Annotated in this window: 15 protein-coding genes; 7 read left to right on the forward strand and 8 right to left on the reverse strand. The window is 64.8% G+C overall.

Annotated features, from left to right (window positions below; translation table 11 throughout):
• Genes QM467_RS11425 through QM467_RS11435 form a run of 3 tightly spaced genes read right to left on the reverse strand, consistent with a single transcriptional unit; the run spans window position 1 to window position 3,445 of the window.
• Window positions 1-1,581, reverse strand: a complete 1,581-nt coding sequence (locus tag QM467_RS11425) for a DHA2 family efflux MFS transporter permease subunit (protein WP_446737765.1) — start codon at window positions 1,579-1,581, stop codon at window positions 1-3.
• Window positions 1,578-2,894 (reverse strand): HlyD family secretion protein, encoded by a 1,317-nt coding sequence (locus QM467_RS11430; protein WP_283366448.1) that lies wholly within the window; start codon window positions 2,892-2,894, stop codon window positions 1,578-1,580. The genes QM467_RS11425 and QM467_RS11430 overlap by 4 nt, the downstream gene beginning before the upstream one ends.
• Complete coding sequence (locus QM467_RS11435) at window positions 2,891-3,445, reverse strand: hypothetical protein (protein ID WP_283366449.1); 555 nt, start codon at window positions 3,443-3,445, stop codon at window positions 2,891-2,893. Before QM467_RS11435 ends, QM467_RS11430 begins: the two co-directional genes overlap by 4 nt.
• On the opposite strand from QM467_RS11435, the gene QM467_RS11440 reads away from it, so the two are divergent.
• Window positions 3,435-3,962: a TetR/AcrR family transcriptional regulator gene (locus QM467_RS11440; RefSeq protein WP_283366450.1), complete on the forward strand. Its 528-nt coding sequence runs from the start codon at window positions 3,435-3,437 to the stop codon at window positions 3,960-3,962. The genes QM467_RS11435 and QM467_RS11440 overlap by 11 nt on opposite strands.
• A gap of 7 nt (window positions 3,963-3,969) precedes the next feature.
• On the opposite strand, the gene QM467_RS11445 is transcribed toward QM467_RS11440, so the two are convergent.
• Window positions 3,970-4,773 (reverse strand): response regulator, encoded by an 804-nt coding sequence (locus tag QM467_RS11445; protein WP_283366451.1) that lies wholly within the window; start codon window positions 4,771-4,773, stop codon window positions 3,970-3,972.
• Window positions 4,774-4,952: 179 nt separating this feature from the next.
• Here QM467_RS11445 and QM467_RS11450 point away from each other — a divergent pair, with 179 nt between their 5' ends.
• The 4 genes from QM467_RS11450 to pbpC all read left to right on the forward strand — a co-directional run bounded on the left by QM467_RS11450 (window position 4,953) and on the right by pbpC (window position 13,159).
• On the forward strand, window positions 4,953-5,165 hold the full coding sequence (locus tag QM467_RS11450) for a NepR family anti-sigma factor (protein WP_283366452.1): 213 nt from the start codon (window positions 4,953-4,955) through the stop codon (window positions 5,163-5,165).
• Complete coding sequence (locus QM467_RS11455) at window positions 5,162-5,722, forward strand: sigma-70 family RNA polymerase sigma factor (protein ID WP_283366453.1); 561 nt, start codon at window positions 5,162-5,164, stop codon at window positions 5,720-5,722. The genes QM467_RS11450 and QM467_RS11455 overlap by 4 nt, the downstream gene beginning before the upstream one ends.
• Window positions 5,723-5,819: 97 nt before the next feature.
• Window positions 5,820-11,051: an alpha-2-macroglobulin family protein gene (locus QM467_RS11460; RefSeq protein ID WP_283366454.1), complete on the forward strand. Its 5,232-nt coding sequence runs from the start codon at window positions 5,820-5,822 to the stop codon at window positions 11,049-11,051.
• Complete coding sequence (gene pbpC / locus QM467_RS11465; protein WP_446737766.1) at window positions 11,048-13,159, forward strand: penicillin-binding protein 1C; 2,112 nt, start codon at window positions 11,048-11,050, stop codon at window positions 13,157-13,159. The genes QM467_RS11460 and pbpC overlap by 4 nt, the downstream gene beginning before the upstream one ends.
• Before the next feature lie 6 nt (window positions 13,160-13,165).
• Here pbpC and QM467_RS11470 read toward each other — a convergent pair whose 3' ends face one another.
• Both QM467_RS11470 and QM467_RS11475 read right to left on the reverse strand, forming a co-directional pair.
• Window positions 13,166-13,411: a hypothetical protein gene (locus QM467_RS11470; protein WP_283366455.1), complete on the reverse strand. Its 246-nt coding sequence runs from the start codon at window positions 13,409-13,411 to the stop codon at window positions 13,166-13,168.
• Between the two features lie 145 nt (window positions 13,412-13,556).
• Window positions 13,557-14,066 carry a DUF992 domain-containing protein gene (locus QM467_RS11475; RefSeq protein WP_283366456.1) on the reverse strand — a complete coding sequence of 170 codons (510 nt, stop codon included), beginning with the start codon at window positions 14,064-14,066 and terminating at the stop codon, window positions 13,557-13,559.
• Between the two features lie 400 nt (window positions 14,067-14,466).
• On the opposite strand from QM467_RS11475, the gene QM467_RS11480 reads away from it, so the two are divergent.
• Window positions 14,467-15,174, forward strand: a complete 708-nt coding sequence (locus QM467_RS11480) for an MgtC/SapB family protein (protein ID WP_283366457.1) — start codon at window positions 14,467-14,469, stop codon at window positions 15,172-15,174.
• 105 nt (window positions 15,175-15,279) lie between these two features.
• Here the strand turns inward: QM467_RS11480 and glnA are convergent, their stop codons facing one another.
• Window positions 15,280-16,689: a type I glutamate--ammonia ligase gene (glnA, locus tag QM467_RS11485; protein WP_283366458.1), complete on the reverse strand. Its 1,410-nt coding sequence runs from the start codon at window positions 16,687-16,689 to the stop codon at window positions 15,280-15,282.
• A gap of 30 nt (window positions 16,690-16,719) precedes the next feature.
• Here glnA and QM467_RS11490 point away from each other — a divergent pair, with 30 nt between their 5' ends.
• The gene (locus QM467_RS11490; RefSeq protein ID WP_283366459.1) at window positions 16,720-16,950 is read left to right on the forward strand and encodes a hypothetical protein; all 231 of its coding nucleotides are present in this window, start codon (window positions 16,720-16,722) and stop codon (window positions 16,948-16,950) included.
• Between the two features lie 138 nt (window positions 16,951-17,088).
• Here QM467_RS11490 and QM467_RS11495 read toward each other — a convergent pair whose 3' ends face one another.
• Entirely contained in the window at window positions 17,089-18,072 is a 984-nt protein-coding gene (locus QM467_RS11495; RefSeq protein ID WP_283366460.1) for a TorF family putative porin, read from the reverse strand.
• Between the last annotated feature and the right edge of the window lie 332 nt (window positions 18,073-18,404).

Consider the following 18,404-nt stretch of genomic DNA (forward strand, 5'->3'; position numbering starts at 1 on the left):
CTAATGCCCGGCGTCTGGCCGCGGAGCGACGACGGGCCGGCGCATCAGGGGCACGACGCCTGCCATGACGACGAACAGAACCGCCATGCCGAGAAAGACGTCGGCCAGCGCCATGACCAGCGCCTCGCGCCGCGCCAGCGCCGCCAGCTGGCGGGTCGCGGCCAGATTGGCCTGATCGCCGTGATGGGCGTAGAGCGCGCCGAGCCGCGCCAGATATTCCTGCGCCTGCACATTGCCCCAGGTGAGCTTCTCGTGCAGCCGCTGGATGTGCAGATCGAAGCGGTTGTTCAGCGTCGTATTGATGATCGCGAGGCCCACGGCGCCGCCCAGATTGCGCGTGACGTTGAAGAGTCCGGACGCATTTTTCAGCTTCTCCTGCGGCAGTGTGCCCAGGGCCAGCGTGTTGATCGGCACCATCATGAACATCAGGGAGAAGCCGCGAAGCATTTGCGGAGCCAGCAACTCCTGGAACGCCCAGTCCCTCGTGATGAAGGCGGGGATGGCCGCGCCCCAGGCGAAGCCGATGAAACCAATTCCGATCATCAGACGCAGATCGATCTTGCCGAGCAGCCGCCCGACAATCGGCGCGGCGATGAACTGGCACAGGCCGGTGACGAACATGGTTTCGCCGATTTGCAGGGCGGAAAATCCGCGCACGCGGGCGAGATAAATCGGATAGACATAGGTCAGGCCGTACAGCCCGACGCCAAGGACGAAGGAGGCCAGCGAGCCGGTCCAGAAATTCCGGTTGCCGAAGGTGGATAGATCGACAATCGGATTTGGCGCGTTGAAGGCCCGCCAGAAGAACAGGATCGCGCCGAAAGCCGACAGCAGCGCCGCCCAGACGATCGCCGGTTCCTCGAACCAGTTCTTGCCGGGACCTTCCTCCAGCAGATATTCCAGGCCGCCGAGGAACAGGGCCATGGAGACCAGCCCGATCCAGTCGAAGTTCTTCAGGACGCGCAAATCGGGCCGGTCGAAATCGACCAGCGCCCAGACCGTCAGGGTCACGACGATTCCCGGCCCGATATTGACCAGGAACAGCCAGCGCCACGAGAACAAGTCGGTCAGGTAACCGCCGACCGTGGGGCCGATGGTGGGCGCGAGCGTGGCGACGAGGCCGACGATCGGCGCTACGATCGACATCTTGTCGCGCGGAAAGATCGAATAGGCGGCGGCGAAGACCGTCGGAATCATGGCCCCGCCGATGAAGCCCTGCAAGGCGCGCCAGACGATCATCTGGTGGATGTCGGTCGCCGTCGCGCAGAGCAGGCTCATCAGGGTGAAGCCCCCGGCGGAAAATGCGAACAGCAGCCGGGTCGAGAAGGCGCGCGACAGGAATCCCGACAACGGAATCATCACCACTTCGGCGACGAGATAGGCGGTCTGCACCCAGGTGACTTCGTCTGAGCTGGCGGAGAGCCCGGCCTGAATGGTCGAGAGCGAGGCTGAGACAATCTGGATGTCCAGGATCGCCATGAACATGCCAAAGACCATGGCGATGAAGGCGATCAGCCGCGCAGCCGAAAACTCCCGGCCTGCCTCGTCGTCCGGCGTAACGCCGGACGCCCGGCTGGTCATTCGCTTCCGCCGCCGGAGCGCGTGTCGACGTCCACGACGACCGACATGCCGGCGCGCAGACGACTGCCGTCGGCCGTGGCGAGGCGGATGCGCACCGGGAAGCGCTGGGTGATCTTGGTGAAATTGCCGGTGGCGTTTTCCGGGGGCAGCAGCGAGAACTCCGAGCCGGAGGCCGGCGCGATGCTTTCGACGACGCCCTCGACTTCCTTGCCGTCATAGGCGTCGATATGGACCAAGGCCTTCTGGCCGGGAGCCAGGCGGTCGAGCTGCGTTTCCTTGAAATTGGCCTCGACGTAATAATGACCATCCGGCGCTATGGCAAGCAGCCGCGCGCCGGGCTGGACATATTGGCCGGGCTCGACAACGCGGTTGCCCAGCGTTCCGTCGAATGGCGCCTTGATGTCCGTGAAGCCGAGATCGCGCTCGGCCCGCGTCGCTGCGATGGCCAGTTCGGCGCGCACATGCTCGGCCTCCTGCACCGAGGATTGCAGCACGACCAGATTGGCGCGCGCGCCGGCAAGCTGCGCCTGCGCGCCGGCGAGCGCGGCGTTCGCCTTGTCGCGGTCCGCGATGGACTGGTCGTAACGCTGCTTCGAGGCGAAGGACGACGCGGCAAGCGACCGCACGCGTCCCAGCTCCGCCTCGGAGCGCGCAACCTCCGCCCGGGCGGCGTCGATCTGGGCCTCGGCCTGCGCCACGGCGGCCGATTGCGCATCGGCCTGCGCCTTAATTCGCAGGATTGCGGCTTCCTGGGTCTGAACCTTGTGGCGCGCCATGTCGACAGCCAGCTGGTAATCGCCGGAATCGATCCGCGCGAGCAGCTGCCCCGCCCTGACGTGCTGGTTGTCGATGACGGGAACCTGTTCGACATAGCCGGAAATCTTGGGGGAGACGATCGCAAGATCGGTCCGCACATAGGCGTTGTCGGTCGAATAGACGAAACGGCCGACAGAGATGTAATGCGACAGAGCCATACCCGCATAGGCGAACGCGAGAGCGGCCGCCGCGACGAGCGCCGCCTGTTTGAATTTGCTCGGCGAGGCGTCGTCCGCCGCCGTTCCCGCGCAAATCTCGTCTGCCCCCGCGGGGGCGTCAAAAGAACCGCGCAAGCCCGCCGGGATCGGGCGCGAAAAGACCTGGCGGGAAAAACCTTTTACAGAGGGGCCCTGGCTGGACGAACCGCGCGACCAAAGGCGCGCCAGTTTTTCAGCCGGAACGACATTGCCCTCGTTGGAGGGCGTGACGGCGGCATCGCCTTCGAGCGAATCGCGGCTGGGCGTGAATTCCTGTGGGCGGCTGGACGATTCGCTCATCTGATCCCCGAAAATAGCGCGCCAGGTCCAAATCCCTGGAAATTAATTTGGTTCCGCCGGGCGGGCGGACGAAATGAACGGCGCTGGACGCCGCATGTCAGCAATAAAGCTCGCCTTCGCGCGCAGCTGAAAATCTGGCGTAAAAGGCTGAATATTTCACTTTCATAGCTCGAACCGAACGGTTCGGTCAAATAAAATGCCGCGCAAAAACGCGACGCCCGCATCAAGATTCCGTTAATCCTCTTGCCGTCATTGGCGCCATCGGGTGTAATGGTCTTCATTTCAATAGGTTGTATCAGGGGCGGCGCAAGTCTCCGTCGCAAGCCGCCGCCGGCTGGCGGCCCCCGTTCCGGTACGGCGGGTTTTGAGCGGGCCATGACAAAAGAAAGAAGCGGCGCTTCCGTTCGACGAAAGCGCGCCTCGCGCAGCAGCGTCCCAGGCGCAGCGACCGGCGCGAAATCGGCAAGCGACAGCAAGGCGCGCCAGATTCTCGACGGCGCGCGCCAGGTTTTTCTCGCCCATGGCTTCGACGGCGCGAGCGTGAACGACATCGCCCGTGCGGCGAGCGTCTCCAAAGGCACGCTTTACGTTTATTTTCCTTCTAAAGGCGATCTGTTCGAGGCCCTGATCCGATATGACCGCGCGCAGCAGGCCGAGCAATTGTTCCAGTTCGGGCCGGACGACGACAATCTTGGCCAGGTCTTGACCCGCACCGGCCTTGGCCTGATGCGCAACATGTGCCGCGCCGAACATCTCGCCCATATGCGCATGGTCATAGGCGTCGCCGCGAAATATCCGCAGATCGGCAAGGCCTTTTTCGAAGCCGGCCCCAAGGCGGGCGCGCAAAGGCTCGGACTATATCTCGAAAGCCAGATGGCGCGCGGCAGGATCGCGCATGCCGACCCTGTGCTGGCGGCGGACCAGTTCATCCAGCTCTGCCAGGCCGGCTATTTCAAGGCCGCCCTGTTCTGCGTCGCCGAGCCGGACGACGACGACGCGATTCAGGCGGAAGTCGCGGCGGCGGTCGCCGCCTTCCTGCTCATCTGCCGGTACAAATCTGCCGGCTGAGAAGGCTTCAGGCGGTCCGCCGCTGCGGCGGTCGCGCCAGTTCGTTGAAGAACATCGCCTGGCTGACGATGGCCTTGACCGTTTCCGAGCGGAACGGCTTCGAGATCAGGAAAGCCGGCTCGGGCCGCTGGCCGGTGAGCAGGGATTCCGGATAGGCGGTGATGAAGATCACCGGCACGCCGAAGCTCTCCAGGATTTCGTTGACGGCGTCGAGGCCGGAGCTGCCGTCGGCGAGGCGGATGTCGGCGAGCACGAGGCCCGGCCGCGAGGCGCGCGCCAGAGCGACCGCCTCGGCCCGGGTTCGCGCCATGCCGACCACCTTGTGGCCGAGGCTTTCCACCAGAGTTTCGAGGTCCATCGCGATCAGCGGCTCGTCCTCGATGATCATGACGGTCGTAGCGACCTGGGCGCCGATCTCGCGGCCCGCCCTATCGATCATGGCGTCGAACTCGGGTCTCCCGACGCCGAGGATACGCGCCGCCTTGTCTGGATCGAACCCTTCCACCGCCGTCAGCAAGAAAGCCTGACGCGGCAAAGGCGTGAGCGATTCCAGCCGGCTGTCGGTCTGCGAGCCCATCGGCTTGCCCTCGGAGGGGCGGCCGTTGAGCGGCATGGCGTTCCAGACCAGGGAGAACAGCCGGTAGATTTCCCCGCGCGGCTCGGCGGCGCGATCGAACAGCGAAGGATCGGCGAGGAGGGCTTCGAGCACGGCGGCGACATAGGAATCGCCGCTCGCCTGCGAGCCGGACAGGGCGCGCGCATAACGGCGCAACAGGGGAATTTGCGGACCGATCAGGCTTGAAAGAGACATGAGAGCCTCAAAGTGGGGGCGACGTTCGATCGTGGACGTAGCAGTATCCTAGCGCGAAACTTTCCTGCATTATAGATCATGCGGAACAAATCTGCGCGAGCGGCGTTTCAAGCGGACGCCGTATCGCTCCGGGCCGCATCGCTCCGGACGGCCGCAACAGGAGCAGGGGTTGGCGCTGAATGACTGAAAGTGGACAAAAGGAGCAATCGGTCGAACCGACGCTTGAGCCCCTCCTGCAGGCGCACATTGGCAAACAATTGCGGAATATGTACGACGCCATGACGCGCGAACCCGTCCCGGACCGGTTCAAGCTTCTGCTCGACCGGCTCGAAGCCGGCGAAGAGCCCGAAAAAACCGCCAAGGCCGGCGCGGACAAGGCCGGGGCCGCATGAATGAAAAAGCCAGGCTTGGCCTGAAAGACCTGCTTCTCGCGGAGATCCCGTCGCTCCGCGCTTTCGCGCTTTCCCTCGCGGGCAACAGCGACCGCGCCGACGACCTGGTGCAGGACACATTGATGAAGGCGTGGTCCAGCGCCTCCTCCTTCATGGAGGGGACCAACATGCGCGCCTGGCTGTTCACCATCATGCGCAATACCTTCTTCAGCCAGTATCGCAAGGCGCGGCGCGAAATCCAGGACGTGGACGGCGAGGCCGCCGCGCGTCTTGTCTCCCTGCCCGATCAACTCGCCCATCTCGATCTCGCCGATTTCCGCTTCCAGCTCGACCGGCTCCCCGCCGATCAGCGCGAGGCGCTGGTGCTGATCGGAGCGTCAGGTTTTTCCTATGAGGAAGCCGCCGAAATTTGCGGCTGCGCAGTCGGCACGATCAAGAGCCGCGTCAATCGCGCGCGCCATAGGCTGATGGAGCTGCTCGCCCTGTCCTCGGTCGAGGAATTCGGCCCCGACCCCACCCTGTCCGAAAGCATCGCCACTTCGCCCATGGTCGATTGAACGCGGCGGATTTTCGTCTTGCCGCTGTCAAACAGCGAGAAGACAATAAGCTCAGGTCTAGCAATCCATCGCCGACCATATCCGGGAAGACGCCCACATGAGCCTGCTGTCCCGCCTTCGCTCCGCCTTTTTCGCCCTCGTCCTCTTCCCCGCTTGCGCCTGGGCCGCCGACAAGCCCTATGCGAATGACGATCTCGCCAGTTCGGCGACCCGGCTGGAGCAGAAGCTCGCCGACGACAGCGCCGACCTGCGCGCCCACACGCCGCTCGCGGAGCTGCGAAAGCAGGCCGCCGCCGCCGGGCAGAAGGGCGATATCGCCAAGACCCTGCCGATCCTCGGCGCCATCGTCGCCGCCGCCCCCCAGAGCGCCCCCGACTGGATTTCGTTCGCGCGCGCCTCGCTCGCCGCCTCCATGAACAAGGGCGACGACGCCGAGCAGCTCAAGGACCAGGCGCAGGCCGCCGCCTTCGCCGCCTATCGCCACGCCCGCGCCAAGACCGAAGTAGCGACCGCGCTGGCGCTGACGGGCGAGATTTTCGCCGCGCGGGACTCGTGGCGCGACGCGCTCAACGCCTATCGCGCCAGCCTCGACGCCGGCGCCGTTCCGGCTGTTCAGAAGACCTATGCCGAACTGCGCGAGAAATACGGCTTCCGAGTGCTGGACTACAAGGTCGACAATGAATCCTTGAGCCCACGCATCTGCTTCCAGTTTTCCGAGGATCTCGCGCGCGGCCAAAGCGATTTCTCGCCCTTCGTCTCGCTCGACGGCCGCAGCGGCGCCGCCATCTCCAGTGAGGAGCGGCAGGTCTGCGTCGAAGGCCTGAAGCACGGCGAGCATTATTCCATCGTGCTGCGCCAGGGCCTGCCCTCCGCAGTCGGCGAGAACCTGCTGCGCACGCAGGATTACGCCATCTATGTCCGCGACCGCTCGCCGCAGGCGCGCTTCACCGGGCGCAATTACGTCCTGCCGCGCGTCGGCCCCGAGGGAATCCCGGTCGTCTCGGTGAACACTTCCAAGGTGAAGGTCGAGATTTTCCGCATCGGCGACCGCAACCTGCTGCCCACCATCCGCTCCGAGGATTTCCTCGCCCAGCTTTCCGCCTATCGCCTGAAGCAATTCGCCGACAGCGACGGCCAGAAGATCTGGTCGGGGAGCCTCGACGTCAAATCAGAGCTCAACAAGGACGTCGTCACCGATTTCCCGGCGCTGGAGGCGCTCGGCGAGCCGCAGCCGGGCGTCTATGTGATGAGCGCAGCGGCCGCCGACGATCTCTCCGCAAACGGCGACGAGGATTATGGCCTCCGCGCGACGCAATGGTTCGTCGTGTCCGATCTCGGCCTCACCGCGCTCAGCGGGCGCGATGGCGTCACCGCGCTTGTGCGCTCGCTGGCGACGGCCGAACCGAAGGCCGGAATCGATGTCCGGCTGATCGCCAAAAACAACGACCTGCTCGCGGCCGCCAAAACCGACGCGCAGGGCGAGGTCCGTTTCGCGCCGGGCCTTTCGCGCGGCCAGGGCGGCCTTGCGCCGGGCCTGCTCGTCGTCAGCGATGGCAAGACCGATTATAATTTCCTCGACCTGCAACAAAACGCTTTCGACCTCACAGATCGCGGCGTGAAGGGCCGCGATCCGCCCCGGGCGCTCGACGCTTTCGTCTTTGCCGAGCGCGGCGTCTATCGCTCCAACGAGACGGTCCATCTCGCGGCGCTCCTGCGCGATTCCGACGGCCTCGCCGCCGCCGCGCCGCTGACCCTCGTGGTCAAGCGCCCCGATGGCGTGGAGCACAAGCGCGTCGCCCTGCCCGATCAGGGCCTCGGCGGCCGCGCGCTCGATCTCATTCTGCCCGCCGGCGCGGTCTCCGGCGGCTGGACCGTGCAGGCTTTCTCCGACCCGAAAAGCCCCGCGATCGGCGAGACGAGCTTTCTGGTCGAGGATTACGTTCCCGAGCGCATGGACATGGTCTTGACGCCCAAGGCCGCCGCCGCCCGGCCCGGCCAGACCGCGCAGATCGGCGTTGCGGTGCGCTATCTTTATGGCGCGCCCGGCGCCGGCCTCGCCGTCAATGGCGACGTCGAGATCGAAGCCGCGACCGACCACGGCCTGCCCGCTCTCAACGGCTTCGAGGCCGGCGTGGCGGACGAGGACTTCTCCTCCATCAAGAACGAGCTGGAAGAGGCGCAGACCACCGACGCCAAGGGCGCGGCGGTCGTCAATGTCGCGATTCCGCAGGTCAAGGCGACCCGGCCGCTGCAGGCCAAGATCGCGTTGCGCGCCGGCGAGGAAGGCGGTCGCGCCATCGAGCGGCTGACTTACCTGCCGCTGCTGCCTCCGGGCGGGTTGATCGGCGTGAAGAAGAATTTCTCCAACCTGCCCGACGGCGCGCAGGCGACCTTCGACGTGATCGCCGTCGGCCCCGACGGCTTGCGGACCGTGCGGCGCAACGCCCATTGGTCGCTCTATCGCCTCAACAATGATTACCAATGGTACAAGCAGGACGGGCGCTGGAATTTCGAACAGGTGAAATCCTCGCGCCGCGTCGCGGATGGCGCCGTCGATCTGAACCCGGACGCCCCGGCGAAAATCGCCGCCGTGGTCGGCCTCGGCCAATATCGGCTCGACTTGCGCGACGACGACCCCAACGACGCCCAGACCTCGGTGACCTTCGACGTCGGCTGGTCGAGCGAATCCAAGGCGGGAACGCCCGACCAGCTCGATGTGACGCTCGACAAGGCGGCTTACGCCAGCGGTGAAACGATCAAGCTGAAGATCGCCGCGCGCAGTGACGGCAAGGCCACGCTGGCCGTGGTCGGCGACGGCGTGAAGGCGACCGTGCCGGTCGATCTCAAGAAGGGCGACAACGAAATTACGTTGCCCGTCGGCAAAGATTGGGGCGTCGGCGCCTATGCGCTCGTGCTGGCCCATCGCCCGCTCGACAAGGCGGCGGGCCGCATGCCTGGCCGCGCCCTCGGCCTCGCCTGGTTCGCGGTCGATCCAGCCGCGCATCGGCTCGACATCGCGATCGACGCCCCCGCCAAGGCGCGGCCGCGCGAGAAGTTGAAGCTGCCGATCCAGCTCACCGGGCTTGCGGCGAATGAAGAGGCCTATGTGACGGTCGCGGCGGTGGACCTCGGCATTCTCAACCTCACCCATTACCAGACGCCGGACCCGCGCAATCACTTCTATGGCCAGCGCGCGCTGGCGACCGAAATCCGCGACATCTATGGCTTCCTGATCGACGGTTTGCAGGGAACGCGCGGGATGATCCGCTCGGGCGGCGATTCCGGCGGCGACGCCACTTCCGCCGAAAAGCCCAGCCAGGAGCCGCTGGCGCTTTACTCCGGTCTGGTCCACGTCGGCTCGGACGGCAAGGCCGAGGTGGAATTCGACCTGCCTGCTTTCAACGGAACGGTTCGGGTGACGGCGGTGGCGTGGTCGAAGGGCCGGGCCGGCTCGGCATCGGTCGACGTCATCGTGCGCGATCCGGTGGTGGTGCAGGCAAGCCTGCCGCGCTTCCTCGCGCTCGACGACCAGTCGCGGCTCAATCTGCGGTTCGACAATGTCGAGGGCGCGGCGGGCGACTACAAGCTGAGCGTCGATCTGCGCGGCCCCCTGGCGAGCGACGCCGCCGCCTTGCATCAGGCCGTGAAGCTCGGCGCGGGCGCAAACGCCTCTGTCGATGTGCCCCTGCGCGCGATGGGGATTGGCGCCGGCATTGTCGAAGTGACGTTGACCGGCCCCAAATTCGAAGCCACGCAAAGCCTCGCGCTTAATATCGAGCCGGGCACAAGCGCACTGGTGAAACGCAGCTTCCACGATCTGCAGCCGGGCGAAAGCCTCGTGTTGTCGAAGGACCTGCTCGCGGAATTCCTGCCCACGACAGGGGCCGTCACGGCGACGGCGGCTCCGCTCGGAAGCGTCGATGTCGCGGGCCTGCTGAGCGCGCTGGACGTCTATCCCTGGTCCTGTTCGGAGCAGACGGTCAGCCGCGCGCTGCCCCTGCTCTATCTGAGCAAGCTTTCGGGCGCGGGCGGACAAGCCTTGGCGGGCGATGTTCCCGCGCGGGTCGATCGCGCCATCGCCTTGCTGCTGTCGCGTCAAGATTCCAGCGGCGCCTTCGGCCTGTGGTCGACAGAAGGCGGCGAGGATGTCTGGCTCACCGCTTTCGTCGCCGATTTCCTGACCCGGGCGCGCGAAAACAAATATGTCGTGCCGCAGCGCGCGATGGACAATGCGCTCGACCGGCTGCGCAATTATGTCGTCAATTCCTCCGACGCGAAGATCGAGAACAGCGCCGGCCTCGCCTATGCCGTTTATGTGCTGGCGCGCAACGGCCGGCCTGTCTCGGGCGATCTGCGCTATCTTGTCGATGCGCGCCTCGACGCCTTCGACACGCCCTTCGCCCGCGCCCAGCTCGCTGCGGCCCTTGCTCTCATCGGCGACCGCGAGCGCGCCGGCAAGGTCTTCGCCTCGGCGAGCGACTTCCTCCAGAAGAGCAAGGCGGAGCCTTATTCGCGCGCGGATTACGGCTCTCTGCTTCGCGACGGCGCTGGGCTGTTGACTTTGGCCTCCGAAAGCCAGGCCGATCAGGCGGTCATCGTCAAGGCAGCGCAAGTGGTGAACAGCGAAGCCGCCGTGACGCCCCGCGCTTCGACGCAGGAGGAAAGCTGGATGGTGCTGGCGGCGGGAGCCATGGCGGCTCAGGCCGAGACGCAGGATCTCGCCATCGACGGCGCGCCACATCACGGGGTTTATTCCGCGCGTTTCGACGAATTGGCGCTCGCGGCCAAGCCGGTGACCATCGTCAATCAGGGCAAGGCGCCGGTTCGCATCGCGGTCGGCGTCTCAGGCCGCCCGACGCAGAAGGAGCCGGAGGAATCGCACGGCTACAAGATCGAGCGCGGCTTCTACCGCCTCGACGGAACCCCGGTCGAGGCCAACGCCATTGCCCAGAACGAACGGCTGGTGGTGGCCCTGAAAGTCACCGAAACCGAGGCCGCTTATGCAAGGCTGATCCTCGAAGACCGGCTGCCGGCGGGACTGGAGATTGAGAACCCGGACCTGTTCGACGGCGGCTCGACCGAAGAGCTGCAATGGGTGAAGGCGGAAGTGACGCCGACCCACAAGGAAGCGAAAGACGACCGTTTCGTCGCCGCCTTCGAGCGCAGCGGCTCGGACAAGGCGGTTTTCGCCATCGCCTATATCGTGCGCGCGGTCAGCCCGGGGAAATTCGTGCTGCCGCCCGCGACCATCGAGGACATGTACCGGCCCGAGCGATTCGGACGCACCGGCTTCGGGACGGTCGAGATTTCGGGAAGCGCGAAGAAGTGAGCGGAACACGCCGGCGCGCCTGGCTTTACGCCGCCGCCGTCACCGGGTTTCTCGGCCTGGCGGTCCCCGGCGCATGGCTGAACGCCCAGCGGGCGCTTGGGCCGCTCGATCTCTCCGCGCTGGACCGGGCCTCGAAGGTCGCGCTCGACCGCGACGGGCAATTGCTGCGCGCTTTCGAGACGCCGGAAGGACGCTGGCGGCTGCCAGTTCGGGTCAGCGAAGTCGATCCGCGCTTTTTCGCGCTGCTGAAAGCCTATGAGGACAAGCGTTTCGCGCAGCATCACGGCGTCGATTACGGCGCCCTCGCGCGCGCCGCCTGGCAATATGTCCGCCACGGCCACGCCATTTCCGGCGGCTCGACCCTGACCATGCAGGCGGCCCGGCTGCTGGAGCCGCGCCCCGAGCGCAATTTTCTCGCCAAGGCGCGGCAAATCCTTCGCGCCAGCCAACTCGAAGCGCGGTTCGACAAGGCGCAGATCCTCGACATCTATCTCGCGCTCGCGCCCTATGGCGGCAATCTCGAAGGCTTGCGCGCGGCGAGCCTGGCCTATTTCGGCAAGGAGCCGCGCCGCCTCAGCCCGGGCGAGGCGGCCCTGCTGGTCGCGCTGCCGCAGGCGCCCGAGGCGCGGCGCCCGGACCATGCGCGGAACGCAGCCCGCGCCGCGCGCGACCGGGTGATCGACCGCGCGCTGGCCGCCCATGTCCTGACCGAGAGTGAGGCCCGCCACGCCAAGGCCGAGCCGCCGCCCGTCCTGCGCAAACCCTTCCCAAATCTCGCGGCCCACGCGACCGAGGCGATGGCGCGCGCCCATCCCGAACGCAAGGTCTTGCGCCTGACGCTCGACGCCCGCCTGCAAGCAAGTCTCGAAAGTCTCGCCCGCGACCGCGCCGAGCGGCTCGGGCCGAAGCTGACCATGGCGATGCTGGTGATCGACAATGCGAGCGGGCAGGTCCGCGCCCATGTCGGCAGCGCGGATTATTTCTCGAAGGAGCGCGCCGGCGCGATCGACATGACCGAGGCGCTGCGCTCGCCCGGCTCGACGCTTAAGCCCTTCATCTACGCCATGGCGTTCGGCGACGGGATCGCCCATCCCGAAACCCTGCTCGACGATTCCCCCATGCGCTATGGCGCCTGGAAGCCGGTCAATTTCGACGACAAGTTTCACGGCTCGGTCACCGCGCGGCAGGCGCTTCAACTGTCGCTCAACCTGCCTGCGACGCAATTGCTCAACGAGATCGGTCCGGCGCGCTTCGTCGCGCGGGTGCGCAGCGCGGGCCTGACTCTCGTGTTGCCGAAAGACTCCGACGCCGGTCTCGCCATTGGGCTGGGCGGCGTCGGCGTGCGGCTGCGCGATCTCGCCCGGCTTTATGCCGCTTTTGCACGCGGCGGACTCGCGCCGGAGCTGGTCGAAAGCCTCGACGACCCGCGCCCGCCGCTGGCGCCGCGCCGGATCGCGGAGCCCGGAGCCGCCTGGCAGGTATCCGACATTCTTCGCTTCGCGCCGCCGCCGGACAATGCGCCGCTCGGCAAGATCGCCTTCAAGACCGGCACGTCCTATGGCTATCGCGACGCTCTGGCGATCGGATTCGACCGCGCGCATACGGTGGCGGTCTGGGTCGGCCGAGCCGATAATGGCGCAGTCGCCGGCCTGATCGGACGGCAGGTTGCGGCGCCGATCCTGTTCGGCGCCTTCGCCCGCATCGGCGGCGCCAACGAGCCTCCGCCCCGCCCGCCCGGCGTGCTCGTCGCGACCACCGCGAACCTGCCGCCGCCGCTTCGACATCTGAGGCGCGACGGCCCGAAAATCCTGTCCGCGACTTTCGCCAATCCGCTGAAAATCACCTTTCCGCCGGATGGCGCGCGCATAGACCTCGGCCTGCTGCTTGCGGCGGCGGCAAGCGAGGACAAGCCCGAACTGGCGCTGAAGGCGCAGGGCGGCGCTCCGCCACTGACGTGGATGATCAATGGCGCGCCGTTGAAGGAGCCCGCAAACGCCCAGAGCCAGCGCCACGAAGCGCGCTGGACGCCTGACGGCGCCGGCTTCGCCCGAGTCTCGGTGATCGACGCCAATGGCGCCGGCGACAGCGTGCTGGTGCGCCTCGAATGAGCCGGATCAGTTTCCGCGATAATAGGTCTGCGGATAATAGTCGCTGGGATAGTAATTGCGCGGATAATAGGCCGGCGTCTCATAGACCGGCGTGCGATATTGCGGCGGCGGCGGCGCGATGGGCGCCGGGGCCGGCGCGGGCGCGACATGGCCCGAAGGCGGCGGCGCATAATTCTGCGCGACGGACGGCGCGCTGGTCCCGGACAGGCACAGGACGACAAGCGGGAGAAAAAGACGAACGTGAATTTTCATGGCCTGGCCGCCGGTTGGAAACGACAGCCAAAGTCTTAAGCGCTCAAACTGGCGCGGAGCCTGCCGCGGCGCATTTCAAGCCCTGAAGCAAGACGGCCCGGCCGCTTTCGCAGCCGGGCGCCAAATCGATCAGTGAAGGCGCCGATCAGTGGTGATGGCGATGACGGCGATGCTTCTTCGCCGGCGGGACATATTGCAGGGACAGACCCGCAATGCCGGCCGCGACATTCAGGCCGGTCTGCGAATTCAGCGACACCGGCTGAAGGGCGATAGTGCTGGCGCTGCCGCCAACGAGCACATTGGCGCCGAGGCCGACGCCGACCGTCACCGAACCCGTCACGCCGCCGTAGCTGCCGGCAAGAGCGCCGCCGGGAATGCCGGTGGCCGGCGCGAACACGGCCCAGCCAATTTGTCCGGCCCCGGTCGGGCCGATATCGACGCCGAGCTTGGTGATCGTGCCAGTATAATGCTCGACGGCGCCGCTGACGGACGCGAACTGGCAGTTCAGCGCGCGCTGCGAGCCGATGATCAAGCCTTCGCCGCCGGCGACGTCGCAGCGCAAGGTGCCGATTTGAGTCTGGTCGGCGGAAGCAGATTGCGTGGAGAACGCGAGCGCGGCTACGGACGCAGCGAAGATGATGGTACGCACGGACATCGGGAATATCCTTCCTTGAAACAGCGGCCGGGCAACCGCCTCAACGCGGGAAATCCCAGGCTCTCTAGCGGCGGTTTGGGGGGAAAAGCCGCTGCGCCGCATTATCACCGTGAACTGCGCCTTTGCAATAATAAAGAACGCGCAATCGTCAGGGCTGGGACGCCGGGCGCCCTTACAGAACTCGTCGCAACGCCGCCATAATGGACCCGGGATCGCGCAGCGCTGGTTCTGGGGCGGCGTGGTCGCGGGCGGGATTTTTTTGACGGCGCGCAGATCCCGGCGAACCTGTCGTAAAACCTTCATCGATTTGACGATTTATCGCGCGCGGGGCCGTGAAAGCGCGAAGCAAATTCGGCTCGTTTCTACGCCTGCCGCCCTCAAGAAAATTTCGAAACGCAAAATGGCCTTTCTGGAACAACATTTCATCGACGACGCCATCCACCTGTTGACGGCTCTGGCTTGCGGCGCGGGAATCGGCTTCGAACGTCAATGGCGTCAACGTCTGGCCGGGCTCCGGACCAATACGCTCGTTTCGCTGGGGGCGGCGATCTTTGTCGTTTTCGCCGGGCAGTTCTCGGACGAAAGCCCGACGCGGGTCGCCGCGCAGGTCGTCACGGGGATAGGCTTTCTCGGGGCGGGCGTGATCTCCAAGGAAGGCGCAAATGTGCGCGGCCTCAACACCGCGGCGACGCTCTGGTGCTCCGGCGCCGTCGGCTTGCTGGCGGGCGCGGGTTACTGGCGACATGCGCTTCTTGCGGTCTTGCTCGTCACCTCGATCAATCTGTTCCTGCGCCCGCTGATCGCGATGATCGACCGGCAGCCGATCGAAAGCGCGGAAGTGGAAACCTTCTATCTTGTCACGATGATCTGCAGATCGGATGAGGAGGAAAAATTCCGCGCTTTGCTTCTGCACAATTTTTCGACCGGCGCTCTCCACCTGCGGGAGCTCGACAGCGCCAATATCGAAGGAAGCGACCGTGTCGAGATCGTCGCGCAGGTGACGTCCGACAAGCAGCGGGAACTCGCGCTCGAACTGATTGTCGGCAGGCTCAGTCTCGAATCCGGGGTGACGGCTGCTCGCTGGAAGCGCGTCACGAATCTCGTCTGATTCAAATTCGGCCGTTGCGCACTATCGTCGCTTCGAAGGGTCCGAGCCAGTCTAACGAAAAGGGCGGCCTTTCGGCCGCCCTTCGCGTTTCCCTGAGCTTGCCGCTCAGTAGGAATAATACATGTCGAATTCGACCGGATGCGGGGTCATGTCCGTGCGCATCACGTCCTGCATCTTCAGCTCGATATAGGCGTCGATGAAGTCGTCGTTGAACACGTCGCCAGCCTTCAGGAAGGCGCGGTCCTTGTCCAGGCTCACGAGCGCCTCGCGCAGCGAGCCGCACACCGTCGGGATCTTCTTCAGTTCGCGCGGGGGCAGATCATAGAGATCCTTGTCCATCGCGGCGCCCGGATCGATCTTGTTCACGATGCCGTCGAGGCCGGCCATCAGCATGGCCGCGAAAGCCAGATAGGGATTGGCGGTCGGATCGGGGAAGCGAACCTCGACGCGCTTGGCCTTCGGGTTGTTGGTCCACGGAATGCGGCAGGACGCCGAGCGGTTGCGCGCCGAATAGGCGAGCAGAACGGGGGCTTCATAGCCCGGGACCAGGCGCTTGTAGGAATTGGTCGACGGGTTGGTGAAGGCGTTCAGGGCCTTGGCGTGCTTGATGATGCCGCCGATGTACCACAGGCATTCCTGCGACAGGTCGGCATATTTGTCGCCAGCCATCACCGGCTTGCCGCCCTTCCAGATCGACTGGTGGACATGCATGCCCGAGCCATTGTCGCCGAAGATCGGCTTCGGCATGAAGGTCGCCGTCTTGCCGTTGATGTGCGCCACTTGGTGGATGGCGTATTTATAGATCTGGAGATGGTCGGCCATCGTCGTCAGCGTGCCGAACTTCATGCCGAGTTCGTGCTGGGCCGAGGCCACTTCGTGATGGTGCTTTTCGACCTTGACGCCCATGGCCGCCATGGCCGCGAGCATTTCGCCGCGAATGTCCTGCTCGGAATCGACCGGCGGAACCGGGAAATAGCCGCCCTTGGTGCGGACGCGATGGCCCAGGTTGCCGCTTTCATAGGCGGTGTCCTGGTTGGTCGGCAGTTCGACGGAGTCGAGCACGAAGCCGGTGTTGTAGGGATCGGCCTTGAAGCGGACATCGTCAAAGATGAAGAACTCGGCTTCCGGACCGAAGAAGGCGGTGTCGCCGATGCCGGTGGTCTTGAGATAGGCCTCGGCCTTCTTGGCGATGCCGCGCGGATCGCGGTTATAGGGCTCGCCGGTCATCGGCTCGAGCACGTCGCACACGATCGACAGCGTCTTGGCGGCGAAAAAGGGGTCGAGCGTCGCGGTCGACGGATCGAGCATCAGCAGCATGTCGGATTCGTTGATCGCCTTCCAGCCGGCGATGGAGGAACCGTCGAACATCGTGCCTTCCGAGAACATTTCCTCGTCGACGAGGGCGATGTCGAAGGTCACATGCTGCCACTTGCCGCGCGGATCGGTGAAGCGGAGGTCGACATACTTGATGTCTTCGTCCTTGATTCTCTTGAGAACGTCCTTGGCAGTCGTCATTTCACGCCTCTCGTTGGTGAACGCATTTTTTTGGATCTGAAGGTGGGAAGCGAAGGCAAGCGCAAAACCGCATGGAAGCCCGCGATTACGGCGCCCGTGCAAATCCAGCGACCGGACTTAGCAATTGGCTTGCCAAAAAAGGCAACGCTCGCCCTATTTGGACTTTTACGAAAATTCAATCACTTACATCGCGATCTCGGCATTCTTGCCATGAAGGCCTGGGGCGACTTGCCTAATCTGAAATCAGTTGGAACTGAATAATTAGGCGCCAGCCATGGCGAGGCGCCCAAGGCGCCGCCAAATTGACCAGGGCGCAAGCCAAAAAAAAAAGCGCCCGGCAAACTCGCCGGGCGCAATCTTCACTGGCAGACCGCGAGCGTAACCCGCTGGTCGTTGACCTTACTTGAGGTCCTTGCTGGTCAGGTCGAACGAGAGCGTGGCGACGAAGCGGTCGTCCGCATAGTTCGAATTGGTCGAGTAGCCGAACTGGACGTTGCCAGCGTTCGGGATGCCCGTGAGAATATAGGCCTTGGCCTTGCTCAGGTCGGTGCCATAGTAGCGCAGATCGAGCGTGACGAACTTCCAGGTGTAGGACAGGCCGGCGTTCCAGTAGTTGTAGTCGGGGAGATCGCCGAAGGCGACGCCCGCGCCGCCGCACGCGATGTAGCAATAAGCCGAGGAGTTCGCGCCGGTATAGACCGAGTCGACCTTGCCCAGCCACTGATGGCCGAATTCGCCGGAAACCGAGAAGGCCGAAAAATTGCCCCAGCCGGTGACCTTGACGGTGCCGGACAGATAGTTGCCGGTGGCGCCGGTGTTGAGATAGCTCGGCGTGAAGAAGTAGTTCAGGCCGAGGGTGAGCATATCGTTAACCGTGTAGGTCGGCTTCAGATAGGCTTCGAAGAAGGTCGGGTTACGCGGCGCAAGGCCGATCGGGTAAGCGCCCAGGATGGTGCTGTACACCAGATGGGTGCCGGTGGGGGAATCGGGATAGCCATAGACGATGCCGCCGAGATCGAAGGCGAACTTGTCGAAGGTTCCGCGGACGCCAGCGTCGCCGTCAAGTTCCATCGCAGGGGAGCCGACCGGGAAGTCATTGGTCGTGAACTTGATGCTTTCGCCGGAGACGCCAGCATAGAACTGCCAGTTGTCGCTCCAGTTATAGCGCAGTTCGCCACGGCCCCAGACGCTCGGCTGATGGTTGGACTGGGTGATGCCGCGGAAGAGATAATCGCTCGTCAAGGTGGCGCCGACGTCAAAATCCCACGGGCTGACCGCGACGGGCGCAACGGGGGCGCCCTTGGTGCTCGGCAGGTCCGCGGCGAGCGCCGCGCCGGAAGAGGCGGCCAGAGCGGCTGCCGCGATGAAGGGGAGAAGTTTCATTATTTGCTCCAGCTGAAAGAAACTCGATGACCCGAAAATGCCGGCAAAACGCCAAGATTCTCAAGGACAAGGCTTAAGCATGCGCCTAATTATTAGGCAATTTTGCCCTCTGCACGAGGATTGACGGAGGCTTGTGGCAATTATGTTACAAAATCGAAACCGCGACGCGCTCTGTCCATTTCACAAAGCGACGAATTCATGCTCAATGCGGCGGTCAAAGCCGCGAAATCAAGGAGAATTTTACCGCCGAATCAGGCCCTTGAGGGGAATCCCTCCCTGCCTTGCGCTACAAGAAAAACGGCGGGCTTTTGGCCCGCCGCCTGTTTTTTTGA

The sequence above is a fragment of the Rhodoblastus sp. 17X3 genome, from assembly GCF_030056575.1.
Taxonomy (GTDB): Bacteria; Pseudomonadota; Alphaproteobacteria; order Rhizobiales; family Beijerinckiaceae; genus Rhodoblastus.